This is a genomic window from Providencia sp. UF-224 (assembly GCF_058245955.1).
In genome coordinates this window covers 228,073-241,431 of the sequence record NZ_JBSICC010000001.1, presented here as the reverse complement: position 1 = coordinate 241,431, position 13,359 = coordinate 228,073, and the positions used below count along the sequence as shown (strand labels likewise).

The 13,359-nt window shown below is 41.4% G+C and carries 11 protein-coding genes; 7 read left to right on the top strand and 4 right to left on the bottom strand.

Annotated features, from left to right (window positions below; translation table 11 throughout):
• Positions 1-6 precede the first annotated feature (6 nt).
• The 4 genes from AC4IFO_RS01190 to AC4IFO_RS01175 form a co-directional block, all read right to left on the bottom strand.
• Entirely contained in the window at positions 7-321 is a 315-nt protein-coding gene (locus AC4IFO_RS01190; RefSeq protein ID WP_490731157.1) for a HigA family addiction module antitoxin, read from the bottom strand.
• The gene (locus tag AC4IFO_RS01185) at positions 321-599 is read right to left on the bottom strand and encodes a type II toxin-antitoxin system RelE/ParE family toxin (protein ID WP_490731155.1); all 279 of its coding nucleotides are present in this window, start codon (positions 597-599) and stop codon (positions 321-323) included. The genes AC4IFO_RS01190 and AC4IFO_RS01185 overlap by 1 nt, the downstream gene beginning before the upstream one ends.
• 116 nt (positions 600-715) lie before the next feature.
• A complete protein-coding gene (gene nfo, locus AC4IFO_RS01180) occupies positions 716-1,561 on the bottom strand; it encodes a deoxyribonuclease IV (protein ID WP_490731153.1) in 846 nt (281 codons plus the stop codon).
• Between the two features lie 97 nt (positions 1,562-1,658).
• Positions 1,659-2,738, bottom strand: coding sequence for a YeiH family putative sulfate export transporter (locus AC4IFO_RS01175; RefSeq protein WP_490731151.1), 1,080 nt, complete (start codon positions 2,736-2,738; stop codon positions 1,659-1,661).
• Positions 2,739-2,929: 191 nt separating this feature from the next.
• Here AC4IFO_RS01175 and yieE point away from each other — a divergent pair, with 191 nt between their 5' ends.
• From yieE to AC4IFO_RS01140, 7 genes are all read left to right on the top strand, one after another.
• Positions 2,930-3,793 carry a DNA-binding transcriptional regulator YeiE gene (gene yieE / locus AC4IFO_RS01170; RefSeq protein ID WP_490731149.1) on the top strand — a complete coding sequence of 288 codons (864 nt, stop codon included), beginning with the start codon at positions 2,930-2,932 and terminating at the stop codon, positions 3,791-3,793.
• 236 nt (positions 3,794-4,029) lie between these two features.
• Complete coding sequence (locus tag AC4IFO_RS01165; RefSeq protein WP_206082275.1) at positions 4,030-5,520, top strand: amino acid permease; 1,491 nt, start codon at positions 4,030-4,032, stop codon at positions 5,518-5,520.
• Between the two features lie 246 nt (positions 5,521-5,766).
• Positions 5,767-6,903, top strand: a complete 1,137-nt coding sequence (locus tag AC4IFO_RS01160; protein WP_490731147.1) for an ABC transporter substrate-binding protein — start codon at positions 5,767-5,769, stop codon at positions 6,901-6,903.
• 19 nt (positions 6,904-6,922) lie between these two features.
• The gene (locus AC4IFO_RS01155; RefSeq protein ID WP_490731145.1) at positions 6,923-8,017 is read left to right on the top strand and encodes a FecCD family ABC transporter permease; all 1,095 of its coding nucleotides are present in this window, start codon (positions 6,923-6,925) and stop codon (positions 8,015-8,017) included.
• The gene (locus AC4IFO_RS01150) at positions 8,011-8,799 is read left to right on the top strand and encodes an ABC transporter ATP-binding protein (RefSeq protein ID WP_219249386.1); all 789 of its coding nucleotides are present in this window, start codon (positions 8,011-8,013) and stop codon (positions 8,797-8,799) included. Before AC4IFO_RS01155 ends, AC4IFO_RS01150 begins: the two co-directional genes overlap by 7 nt.
• A gap of 286 nt (positions 8,800-9,085) precedes the next feature.
• Complete coding sequence (locus AC4IFO_RS01145; protein WP_490731143.1) at positions 9,086-11,107, top strand: ligand-gated channel protein; 2,022 nt, start codon at positions 9,086-9,088, stop codon at positions 11,105-11,107.
• Positions 11,108-11,708: 601 nt separating this feature from the next.
• The gene (locus tag AC4IFO_RS01140) at positions 11,709-13,091 is read left to right on the top strand and encodes an APC family permease (protein WP_219247338.1); all 1,383 of its coding nucleotides are present in this window, start codon (positions 11,709-11,711) and stop codon (positions 13,089-13,091) included.
• Positions 13,092-13,359: the final 268 nt, after the last annotated feature.

Sequence of the window (13,359 nt, the reverse complement as noted above, 5' to 3'; positions counted from 1 at the left end):
TTTTTGTTAGTATTCAGACGTTGGTTGTTGTGGTTGCTGCAAATTTTCGTATAAAACTATCCCAGAAATATCGATTTTATCTTCGAGTAAGCGTAAATCGTAATGAGTTTGTAGCCGTAGCCAAAACTCGGGGTTACTACCTAAAGCCGCTGAAATACGGATCGCGAGAGCAGGGGTTAAGGCTGTTTTTCCCGAAAGAAAGCGGGAAACGGTTGCGGGTGTGACACCAATATTTCTGGCAAATTGCCGAACACCAATGCCTAAGTCATCTAAAATATTTGCAACCATAATGCCGGGATAGGTAACAATGGCCTGTTTCATTAGTGGTAGTCCTCTAAATTTAAAATGTAAGCATCGCCATTAATGAACTCAAATGTAATACGCCAATTTGCACGAACAGTAATTGACCAAATATTAACTCGCTCACCTTTTAATTGATGAAGGTTAAATGTGAAAATATCTAAATCATCAATAAAGTTGGCGGAATCAATAGCCTGAAGCCTATCATTTATACGTGAAGCATTTTTAGGGAAAACACCTGAAAGTGTTCCTTTTTCAAATAGTTGCTTTAATCCTTTGTGTTTAAATGATTTAATCATATCACCTTCCGTTACGTGACTTGTAACACCTTATCAGGGTGTTACAAGTCGTGCAACAAAAAGATGGCATGAGCAAATAGAAATGAATCCTAAATTTTAATAGGGCTCTATCAATGTTAGCTATTTTGTTGGGATTTCAGCCAGGCAATTTCTTGCGGCCAGATATCTGGGTTGATTGTTTCTAAAATCAGCGGGATCCCATCAAATCGGCTGTCTTGCATAATATATGTAAACGGCGCGAAACCAATATTCCCTTCACCCAAGCTGTGGTGACGGTCAACGCGGCTGGCAAATTCACTTTTAGCATCATTCAGATGCATGCCTTTTAGAAACTCAAAACCGACAATCTCTGAAAATTGGGTGAATGTTTTATCGCAATCTTCAATTGTGCGTAAATCATAACCTGCGGCGAAGGCATGGCAGGTATCGATACAAACACCCACACGGCTTTTATCTTTTACACCCTCGATGATTTTCGCGAGGTGTATAAAATCAAAGCCTAAGTTAGTGCCTTGCCCTGCGGTATTTTCGATGACAGCAGTGACACCTTCGGTTTCGGCTAACGCAATATTAATGGACTCAGCAATACGTGCTAAGCAATCATCCACTTCAATTTGTTTTAAATGACTACCGGGGTGAAAGTTTAATAAATCAATGCCAAGCTGTTCACAACGTTGCATTTCATCAATAAAGGCAACTCGTGATTTTTCTAGGGCTTCAAACTCAGGGTGACCTAAATTAATTAAATAGCTGTCATGGGGCAGGATTTGGTGTTTCCCATAACCGTATTTTGCACAGTTAGTTTTAAACTTTTGAATAACTTCTTCACTCAATGGCGCGGCTTTCCATTGGCGTTGGTTTTTGGTGAATAATGCAAAGGCAGTGGCATTAATCTCATGGGCGCGAATAACGGCTTGGTCAACGCCACCAGAGGCGCTGACGTGTGCTCCAACAAATTTCATTTTTGACTCCTTTTTATTGAAGTATGCCATTAATAAGCTCATAAATGAAATCAACAAAAAAGCCGCTTAATTAAGCGGCTAAAGTCGGAGGCACACATTAAAAGATATTTTGTATTAAGAGATTAATTAATAAACCACCAACGATTAACCAAGCAAATAAAATCAATGCCATTAATAATGGTTTAATACCCGCTTGTCGGATTGCACTGACATGAGTAGTTAAACCTAATGCTACCATTGCCATCGCAAGTAAAACCGTATCTAACACGATGATTTGTTGGACTAACGCTTGTGGCAATAAATGTAATGAGTTAAACCCTGCTACTAAGATAAAGAATACAGCAAACCAAGGGATGGTAATTTTGCTTTTTTCCGCTGAATGACCATTTTTTGCCGCCGCTTTACGGCTTAAAAAAGCAGATAAAATAATTAAAAATGGCGCTAGCATCATAACTCTGATCATTTTCGCAATAACAGACGCATTTTCTGCATCAGTACCAATGGTATGGCCTGCGGCAACCACTTGCGCGACTTCATGCACGGTTGACCCAATGTAAATACCGAATGTTTCTTGGGTTGCTGTAAACCAACCAAAGTGTGCATTTAATTGGTAAATCCAAGGGTAAACGAAGATACAAATTGTCCCGAAAATAACGACAGTAGAAACGGCAACTGCGACTTTACTCGCTGAAGCTTTTACTACGGGCTCTGTTGCCATGACGGCTGCTGCACCACAAATACTGCTGCCTGCACCGATCAAGATGGTCGTTTCATCATCTAGGCCAAAGACTTTTTTTCCTAACCAGTAGGCTAATAAGAAAGTCGATGTTAGGGTCAATGCATCGATAATAACCCCAGTAGCACCCACATCAGTAATTTGTTGGAACGTTAAACGAAAGCCGTAAAGGATGATCCCTGCACGTAAAAAGTAGTGTTTAGCGAATTTGACGCCTGCATCACAAGACTTACTTGCGGCTGGGTAAAAGGTATTTCCCACAACAATCCCCAATAAAATGGCGAGTGTTAATGCACCTAAACCAATATCCATAAACCATGATTGGTCACCAAGGTAGATGGCGATGGCCGTTAAAATACCGGCTAATAGGAGTCCCGGTAATAATTTCAAAATAGGGTGAAAGCTATTTTGATTTAGGGTGTGAATGTCGCTTTTATCCATGATAATGCTCTTTATTGCTGCTTATATGATTTGGTAATAAGCATATAATAAAAAGTATAATAATTTAAATTGATTGTTTGTATATAATCTATCTAAAAAAGTGGTTTTAAGTTTCTTCTGGAATATTGCCAATAAATCATTAATATTAACAATATTATTACAAGTAATAAAAACACGTTGGGGCGACCTTTATGCGAATAACACTTAGGCAACTTGAGGTTTTTACAGAAGTATTGAAAAGTGGCTCCACGACGCAAGCATCTCAATTATTAGCACTGTCCCAATCTGCGGTCAGTGCGTCGCTAACGGATTTAGAAGGTCAACTTGGTGTTCAGCTTTTTGACCGTGTGGGTAAACGTCTTGTTACAAACGAGCATGGAAGGCTTCTTTATCCCAAAGCATTAGCCTTATTAGAGCAAGGGGCGGAAGTCGAGCAACTATTCAAAAAAGAGATGGGTGCTGTGCGTCTGGCAGCGAGTACCACGATCGGTAACTACATGTTGCCTGAGATATTAGCGGGTTACCGTCATGATCACCCTGATATCCCTTTAGAGCTTTTTATTAGCAATACAGAGGAAGTCATTAAGGCGGTGATGGAGTTTCGGGTGGATGTGGGGTTAATCGAAGGAGTTTGTCATAGCCCTGAGCTGATTTCGAAACCTTGGTTAAAAGATGAGCTGGTGGTGTTTGCTTCACCGCAAAACCCGTTAGCAAATAAAAAGGTGTCATTAAAAGAGCTTAGAGATGCTCCGTGGATTTTACGCGAGCGGGGCTCAGGTACGCGAGATGTCCTTGACCAACTGCTTTTTGCCCATCTCCCTGGCTTTCATATTTTAATGGAATTAGGTAATTCAGAGGCCATTAAACATGCGGTTCGTTTTGGTATGGGGATAAGCTGTCTATCAAGGCGAGTAATCGCAGAGCAACTGGACAATGGTACTCTAGTTGAGCTTGAAGTAGACGAACTTCAATTGGAAAGAACGCTGTATTTGATTTACCACCGTCAAAAGCACCTTTCGAATGCGATTACTAATTTGCTAGCCTACTGTAATTAAAAATCCTCGTTATCTTTTAACTTGCCGCCTAGCGGCAAGCCAAAATCTTTAGAGGGTTCGACAGCGTATTTCCTGATTAAAAGCGGATGCTTAATTTTTTGGCGATAACGCGTTTTACTTATAATTCTGCGTGAATTATGAAGGTATCTTATAACAGTGAAGAGTTGCTTAGTTCTCACAGCCTATTTTGCTAGAATTCACGCGATATTGGCTGAATAATAAAATACAGGGAACAAATGTCAGAACAACATACCAATACTATCACGCAAGACCGACCACAAAAGTTGCGCCGTGAATTAAAAGCGCGTCACCTTGCGATGATTGCTATCGGTGGCTCTATCGGTACCGGTTTATTTGTAGCATCGGGTGCAACCGTTGCGCAAGCAGGCCCCGGAGGGGCACTACTCTCTTATGCCATCATCGGCTTAATGGTCTACTTTTTAATGACGAGCTTGGGCGAGTTAGCTGCCTATATGCCAGTTTCAGGCTCATTCGCCACTTATGGCGCAAAATATGTTGATGAAGGTTTTGGTTTCGCATTAGGTTGGAACTACTGGTACAACTGGGCGGTTACTATTGCGGTTGACTTAGTTGCGGCACAATTAGTGATGACTTATTGGTTCCCTGATACGCCGGGTTGGATTTGGAGTGCCATCTTCCTTGCCATCATCTTCTTACTGAACTTCATATCTGTTAAAGGCTTTGGTGAGGCAGAATACTGGTTCTCACTGATCAAAGTCACCACGGTAATTATTTTTATTGTTGTTGGTGTCCTGATGATTTTTGGCATCATGAATGGTGCGGAAAATGCGGGTTGGCATAACTGGGAAATTGGTGATGCGCCATTTGCAGGTGGCTTCTCTGCCATGATTGGTGTGGCCATGATTGTCGGGTTCTCTTTCCAAGGAACTGAATTAATTGGTATTGCAGCGGGTGAATCAAAAGACCCTGCTAAAAATATACCTAAAGCCGTACGTAAAGTATTCTGGCGTATCCTGTTGTTCTATATCTTTGCCATCTTAATTATTAGTTTGATCATTCCTTATACTGATCCTAACTTGCTGCGTAACGATGTGAAAGATATCAGCGTGAGTCCATTTACCTTAGTATTTGAAAACGCAGGGCTATTATCAGCAGCGGCGGTGATGAATGCGGTTATCTTGACGGCGGTATTGTCTGCAGGTAACTCTGGAATGTATGCATCAACCCGTATGCTGTACACCTTAGCGCGTGAAGGCAAAGCACCACGCATATTTGCGCGTTTATCGAAAGGCGGCGTACCACGTTATGCGTTATTAGCCACGACGGTCGTCGCGGGTCTGTGCTTCTTAAGTTCTATGTTCGGCAACCAAACGGTCTATCTATGGTTATTGAATACCTCAGGGATGACAGGGTTTATTGCATGGTTAGGTATTGCCATCAGCCATTACCGCTTCCGTAGAGGCTATATCGCTCAAGGTAAAGATTTAAACGACTTGCCGTATCGCTCTGGATTCTTCCCAATTGGGCCAATTTTTGCCTTTATTTTGTGTTTGACAATCACACTGGGCCAGAATTACCAAGCCTTCTTGGAAGATAATATTGATTGGATTGGTGTTACAGCGACGTATATTGGTCTCCCGCTCTTTTTAGCCATTTGGTTTGGTTATAAAATTGCTAAGAAAACAACCTTTATTCGCTATAAAGATATGAGTTTTCCAAGCTACCGCGAGAATTTAAATAAATAATCCATCATTATTTATGTATTGAATAACAGCATCCTTTATAGGGTGCTGTTTTTTTGTATATAGCGCAATAAACCCGCGATTTGCTCGTTAGTTCTTCTAAATGTTTTGCTTTTCGAGGCAGCTCACATAATTCCATTCATATAACCCATTATTAAATCAATAATCGTATTGATAAGTATTCTTATTTGCTTTATTGTTATCGCATTAAAATGTAAGTCAATAAGGTTAATGGTGGAGCTTAATACTATGTCGTCGGTAGCCAAGAAGTCAGTAGCTAGGTCGGTAGTAAAGGGAATAGGTTTAGCGTTATTAGCGAGTGCCAGTTTGAGTGCGTGGTCAGCAACAGTGACTGACATGGCAGGAAGAACCGTTGAAGTGCCCGATAATGTTAACCGTATTTTACTTGGTGAAGGCCGCTTATTCAGTGCGGTTGCTCTACTCGAAGGTGATAAACCCATTGTTCGCATCGTAGGGTGGCAAGGGGACTTACGCAAATTAGATCCACAAACTTATGCCGCTTATAAAGCTAAATTCCCTGCGATTGACAATATCCCCTTGATTGGAAACACCAGTGCAGACAGCGTTAGTTCTGAAAAAGTCCTCACGTTGAACCCTGATATTGCTATTTTTGGCCTATCGGGCCATGGGCCGGGTAAAAATAGCGAACTAGTCAATCAATTAGAAAAGGCGGGAGTGCCCGTTGTATTTGTCGATTTTAGGGACAATCCATTAAAAAATACGCTGCCAAGTATGCGTTTGTTAGGTAAAGCATTAAACCGCGAGCAAGTCGCAAACAAATATGTGGATTTCTATGAAAGAAATCAAAAGCTTGTTACGGATATCACGTCAAAAATCCCTGAAGACAAAAAGCCCAGTGTTTTTATTGAGCTGAGAGCGGGCGCTTTTGAAGATTGTTGTGGCACCGCGGGTGACGGCAACATGGGGAATTTTATTGATTTAGCAGGCGGCAAAAATATCGCGAAAGGGGTTTTACCCGGCGCATTGGGCACCATGAATTTAGAAAAAATAATTGCGGCCGACCCGAGTATTTATATTGCAACTGGCGCAAAAGCGCCGGGCAGTAAAGATGCTGGTGTACAATTAGGCGCGCAAAGCACAGTGAACGACGCCAAAGATAGCCTGAAAAAGATAACAGATCGCAAAGGTATTAGCTCATTATCGGCCATTAAAGATAAGCAAGATTATGCTATCTGGCACAATTACTATAATTCGCCTTACAACGTCATTGCGACACAAGTTTTCGCCAAGTGGTTCTACCCTGAGCAGTTTTCAGGCCTTGATCCACAAAAAACACTGGAAGAACTGCACAGAGAGTTTCTTGCTGTCGAGCCAACTGGTGTATATTGGGTCAGCGAAAAGTAATGAGAGTAGGTAAGAATTAATGAGTATTACAAGCGAGCCACTAACGGCGGTGGAACAAGCCGCTAAACAGGCTGATGATGGTGTAAAACAACATTACCAAAGTATGTTGCGCCGTCGTTTTACATGGATTGTGGTAATTATTGCGGCAATTTTATTGTCGCTAGTTATTGATTTTACATTAGGGCCATCGGGTTTATCGCTAGAGCGATTATGGCAAACCTTGATGACGCCTGAAGCGGTTGATGCAGGAACCCGTGTGATTGTGTGGGATATCCGTTTACCTTACGCCTTGATGGCGGTGGTCATTGGTATGTCTCTGGGGTTAGCTGGCGCAGAAATGCAGACTATATTGAATAACCCATTAGCGAGCCCGTTTACACTTGGGGTTTCTAATGCGGCTGCATTTGGTGCTGCACTCGCGATTGTGTCGGGGATTGCAATTCCGGGCGTCCCTGATCAGTGGGTAATTTCTGCGAACGCATTTATTTTTGCCTTATTAGCGGCATTAATGTTGGATGCGGTCACCCGTTGGACGCGCGTTGCAACATCTGGCGTGGTTTTATTTGGTATCGCGTTAGTGTTTACCTTTAATGCGCTGGTTTCGATGATGCAATTCATTGCCACAGAAGACACGTTACAAGGCCTTGTATTCTGGACGATGGGAAGCTTGTCAAAAGCAACGTGGGTGAAATTAGGTGTGATGGCACTGGTTTTTGCATTGATTTTCCCAATTGCCATGATGAGCTCTTGGAAATTGACGGCATTAAGGCTGGGCGAAGACAGGGCGATTAGTTTTGGTATTGATGTTCGCCGCTTAAGACTGACGACCTTATTACGGATCAGTATCTTATCTGCGTTAGCGGTGGCATTTGTTGGGCCGATAGCGTTTATTGGTTTAGTCGCACCGCACATTGCACGTTTAATTTTTGGCGAAGATCACCGCTTTTATTTACCTGCAAGTGCATTAATTGGTGCGTTGATATTATCGATGGCTTCAATTGCCTCGAAGAACATTATCCCTGGCGTGATTATTCCTGTGGGTATTGTGACCTCATTAGTGGGCGTCCCGTTCTTCTTAAGTATTATTTTGCGTCATCGAGGTAACGTATCATGAGTGGCCTGATTATTAACCAATTTAATGCGGGCTACCCAAAACGCGCAGTGATTGAGAACTTGACAACGGATGTACTGCCAAGGGGAAAAATCACTGTATTGCTTGGTCCAAATGGCAGTGGTAAATCGACGTTATTGCGCTCGTTAGCGGGGCTGAATAAAGCCACGGGGCAATTATTGTTGGATGGTTTGGACTTAACGCAGCAAAATTTTGCCCAGCGTGCGCAGAATGTGGTGTATTTACCCCAAACTTTGCCTGCGGGTGTGCATCTGTATGTTTTAGAGTCGGTGATTGTTGCACAACGCGCTTCTGGCGGTTTAAGCAATGAAAACAATAAAGACGAAGTGATGCACTTATTGCGCCAATTAGGTATTGAGCATCTGGCATTGAGTTATTTAGACCAGCTTTCAGGTGGACAAAAACAATTAGTAGGTTTGGCTCAATCATTAATTCGCCAACCCAACTTATTATTATTGGATGAGCCACTGAGCGCGCTGGATTTAAATTATCAATATCATGTTATGGATTTAGTGGCGAAAGAAACGAAACGGCGAAATATTATTACGGTCGTCGTGGTTCACGATATTAATATCGCATTGAAACACGCGGAACATGTATTGATGTTAAAACAAGGCAAATTAATTGCCCAAGGTGAACCCGCCGAAGTGATTACGCCAGAAAGCCTTGCCGAGGTCTATGGTGTAAGGGGGCGCATTGAACGCTGCTCTCAAGGTGTACCGCAAGTGTTGATTGACGGGCTGGTGGACAAACTCGCGAGTTAATTTGTAATTAATAATAAATGTGCTTGTTATCCTGCAAGCACATTTATTAAATATTAAGGAGATGAAATAGAAAAAGATTATTAAATACTTACTCACAGAGATTAATTAATAAAGATTAATTACCCACAGGAAATTTACTTGTATTAGGAAATGGTTTTTACCATAAATTTCCTATGGGTATTTATTATCCAAATAATAAAAATAATCATAATTATTAGGTTCAAAGAAACCAATGTTGAGCATATCAATTCATATATAAAACAGAATATCTCTTGGAGAGTTGGGAATGGTTGTTTTTAATAAAAGAAAAGTGGCGATTAGCATTATTGCCGCCATCGCTGCGTCACCTGCATTTGCTGATGATAGTAAAGATAAAATCTATGTAACAACAGCGTCAGGTTACCAACAGCAAATTGAAGATGCACCAGCATCAATTTCTGTTGTGACGCGCGAACAACTTGAAAATAAAGCTTACCGTGATGTGACTGATGCACTGAAAGACCTTCCTGGAGTCCAAGTGACAGGTGGTGGAAGCAAGGCAGATATTAGTATTCGTGGTATGGATGCAAAATACACCATGATTATGGTTGATGGTAAGCGTATCGATTCACGTAGCACTCGTCCAAACAGTGATGGCTCAGGGATTGAGCAGGGATGGTTGCCGCCATTGCCAGCGATTGAACGTATTGAAGTGGTACGTGGACCAATGTCCTCCCTCTATGGTTCAGATGCGATGGGCGGGGTAATTAATATTATCACGCGTAAAGTTGGCAAAGAATGGAATGGTTCTTTACGTGCAGATACAACGATTAATGCCCATAGAGATTCAGGTAATGAAGGACAAGGCAGTTTTTATGCATCTGGTCCTTTAGTGGATGGTCTGCTGGGAATGAAAGTAAATGGAATTTACTCCAAGCGTTGGGAAGATAAATTTGTCGGTGGGTACAATGAGCAGAAAGTAGGTGCTATTGGTACAACGCTGACACTAACACCGGATGAATTCAATACCTTTGATTTTGATTTCAAGCATGATGAGCAAGAAAGAAATACGACGGCAGGGAAATCAGGTAACCTGATGTGTACAACAGGCAAAGGAGCTAGCAAAGTCACTAAACGTTGTGAAGACTCTAATGTCACATACCGTAAAAATAATTATGCAGTAACACATAACGGTATTTATGATTGGGGTGCAATAGAAACATTTGTGCAACGTGATGAAACAAAAAACCCTAGCCGTAAAATGGAATATAACGATACCTTAGTTAAAAACCAAACGGTATTTAACCTCGGTGACCACACTTTGAGTATTGGCGGTCAATATCGTTATGAAGACCTCCGTGATAAAGGAAATCAATTAGCTTCAGCTGCTGATGTCGATAAATTAACTCGTTATAGTTGGGCATTATTTGCTGAAGACGAATGGATGATGACCAATGACTTCGCTTTAACGGGTGGTGTTCGTATGGATAAAGATGAAAACTTCGGTTCTCATTGGACTCCTCGTCTATATGGTGTTTGGCATACCTCAGATGAATGGATCATCAAGGGCGGGATCTCAACAGGATATCGTTCCCCAGAGTTAAGACAAGTTGCTCCAAATTGGGGACAAGTTACGGGTGGAGGCGGCGATCCCGCAATTATTGTTGGTAACCCAGACCTAAAACCTGAAAAAAGTGTTACACAAGAGCTTGGGTTTATTTGGAATAATCAAGATAACCTGAATGTTGGTGTCACATTCTTTAATACAGAATTTAAAGATAAAATTATGGAGATTCGCAGATGTACAGATAATACAGCGAATCCTCCTGGTTCTGTGGCTGGCGGCGGTTGTATATACGATGGTACAGCATATAAATTTATTAGTGAAAGGGAAAACGTAGATAAAGCAAATCTTCGTGGTGCTGAACTGACATTTAACTGGGATATCACAACGGATCTCGTATTTGCTGCTAACTATACCTATTCTGATTCTGAGCAAAAAAGTGGTAAGTTCAAAGGTAAACCTTTAAGCCGTACACCGAAACATATGGCAAATGGTTCTTTAACTTGGCAAACCACAGAAGATCTACAGTTATGGAATCGCGTTAACTTTAATGGAAAAAGTAGTTCATACCTTTCAAGAACAAGTATGAGTAAAGAAAGACCTTCTTATACCTTTGTTGATATCGGTGCTAGCTACCAAGTTGATAAAAATATTAATTTAGTTGCAGGTATGTATAACATATTTGATAAACGTTTAACGGAAGAATCAAACGACAAAGTTTTAGATGGTCGCCGTTATAACTTTGGCATCAACTATAATTTCTAATACAACTATTTACTGTTGTTAATCAAAACCCTTTGGTTTATGCCAAAGGGTTTTTTTTATCTCTCGCCAAATACAGCCATTAAAATAAATAAAAAGTGGTTTTTGGGGTGAGAAAATGACGGGAAAAACACTGTTATTAGTTACCTCGCCAAAATAGGCCAAACCATCAAAATTTCTCATCGGAAATAGGGTGGTTTGTTAACAATTTAACTTGCTATTTAAGGTTATGGCGTGCAAAATGCGCGAACTAAAAAATAACTGATGCTCAATAAACTTAAGCATCGGTTTTTTTGTTTTTAGGAACGTTCATTCTAGCGGGGCCGGACATAGAGCCGGAGAGATAATTTTAATATTTACGTGTAGCAAACATTTTACGCTACCGATTTGAGGAATGCTTTTATGGCTTACTTTTTCGCTATCGCAGCAGGGCCAAGCGGCCGTCGTTGCCGCATCGATGACTACGGAGCTCTGCGCAGCTTCGCACACACTCTTCTGAGCTCCTCCACGTTTTTTTCTGCCTATAGGCAGATGCAAAGTCTTCCCAGTAACTGTCGATTGAGCCGAAGTAGCTCACAATCGAAAGTTATGGGAGGGCTTAGACATGCCAAATAATTCAATACCTTTATCCATCGGTCCAAACCAAACTGGCGCCAATAACCGCGTACAACTTGCGAAAACCTTAACCTTGGTGCAAGTCGTGATGATCGGTCTGGCATACATCCAGCCAATGACTATCTTTGATACATTCGGCATGGTATCGGACAAAACAGGTGGACACGTCCCGACTTCATACATTATTGCACTAGTTGCGATACTGTTTACTGCTCTGAGCTACGGCAAGCTGGTGAAACGCTTCCCATCTGCTGGCTCAGCGTATACTTATGCTCAAAAATCAATGAGCCCACACATTGGTTTCCTTGTGGGTTGGACATCTTTGCTGTCCTACATTTTTATGCCAATGATCAATATCTTATTGGCTAAAATTTATTTACAAGATATTTTCCCTAACGTAGAACCTGCGATTTTTGTTGTCGGTCTGGTTATCGTGATGACAGCGGCAAACTTACGCGGTATCAACGTGATTGCGAATTTAAGTACGGTTATTGCGATTATTCAAATTGGGGTAATGGCGGTATTTACAGGCTTAGTGATCCATGGTGTTTCTAGCGGTGAAGGCTCTGGCGAAATCTGGACATTCAACCCATTTGCCAACGAAAAAACAGAAATGATCCCATTAATTGCTGGGGCAACGATACTCTGTTTCTCATTCTTAGGCTTCGATGGTTTAAGTTCACTGTCAGAAGAAACGCCAAATGCCGGTAAAGTCATCCCACGTGCGATTTTCTTAACGGCACTCATTGGTGGGATTATCTTTATCACCGTTTCATTCTTCTTACAGCAATACTTCCCAGATGTATCGCGCTTTAAGAATATCAATGAGACACAGCCAGATATTATGCGTTTTGTTGCTGGAGCATTCTTCCAGTCAATCATTTTGGTTTTCTCATGCGTAACAGTACTGGCTTCAGGAATGGCAGCTCATGCAGGTAGTGCCCGTTTAATGTACGTAATGGGACGTGATGGCGTATTTCCAGAGAAAGTATTTGGTTATGTTAGCCCGAAATGGCGTACACCGGCGTACAACGTATTAATGGTCGGTTTCTTGGCATTAGGGGCAATCTGGTTCGAAATGGACTTTGCGACCGCACTTATTAACTTCGGTGCATTAATCGCCTTTACTTTTGTTAACATTTCAGTGATCAGCCAGTTCTTTATTCGTGAACGCCGTATGACAGGCTTCAAAAATATTGTTAACTATTTGATTTTACCTATTATCGGCACACTAACCGTGTGTGTGTTATGGTTGAATATTGAAGAAGATTCAATGGTTTATGGACTTATTTGGACTGCGGTTGGTTTAGTCTATATGGCTGCATTGACGCGGATGTTTAAGCGGCCTATGCCGCAGATGAGCGACATCTAAGTATATTCTTCATATTTTACGTTGTAGCGGTGTTGCGTTCTCAAAACGACATGGGTCACATACTTATGTATGCTCCCCATGATCGTTTGGCTCCGCGCCTTGCTACAACGCGAACTATTTTGAATATGCCGATTGTAAGAAAGATAAATAGCGCCTTGGGCGCTATTTTTTTGTCTGTTAAGAATTCTTTAAGATAAACCGTGTAGCCTATTAACATCTTAATATTATGTGATATTGTTGTTGGAACTAATATCGCACATCTCATAAT

Bases quoted from the DNA above. Each gene is read 5' to 3' on its own strand.
- AC4IFO_RS01155 (WP_490731145.1), top strand. From the start codon at position 6,923: ATGAGTATTACAAGCGAGCCACTAACGGCGGTGGAACAAGCCGCTAAA.
- yieE (WP_490731149.1), top strand. From the start codon at position 2,930: ATGCGAATAACACTTAGGCAACTTGAGGTTTTTACAGAAGTATTGAAA.
- AC4IFO_RS01175 (WP_490731151.1), bottom strand. From the start codon at position 2,738: ATGGATAAAAGCGACATTCACACCCTAAATCAAAATAGCTTTCACCCT.
- AC4IFO_RS01190 (WP_490731157.1), bottom strand. From the start codon at position 321: ATGAAACAGGCCATTGTTACCTATCCCGGCATTATGGTTGCAAATATT.
- nfo (WP_490731153.1), bottom strand. From the start codon at position 1,561: ATGAAATTTGTTGGAGCACACGTCAGCGCCTCTGGTGGCGTTGACCAA.
- AC4IFO_RS01160 (WP_490731147.1), top strand. From the start codon at position 5,767: ATGTCGTCGGTAGCCAAGAAGTCAGTAGCTAGGTCGGTAGTAAAGGGA.
- AC4IFO_RS01145 (WP_490731143.1), top strand. From the start codon at position 9,086: ATGGTTGTTTTTAATAAAAGAAAAGTGGCGATTAGCATTATTGCCGCC.
- AC4IFO_RS01185 (WP_490731155.1), bottom strand. From the start codon at position 599: ATGATTAAATCATTTAAACACAAAGGATTAAAGCAACTATTTGAAAAA.
- AC4IFO_RS01165 (WP_206082275.1), top strand. From the start codon at position 4,030: ATGTCAGAACAACATACCAATACTATCACGCAAGACCGACCACAAAAG.
- AC4IFO_RS01140 (WP_219247338.1), top strand. From the start codon at position 11,709: ATGCCAAATAATTCAATACCTTTATCCATCGGTCCAAACCAAACTGGC.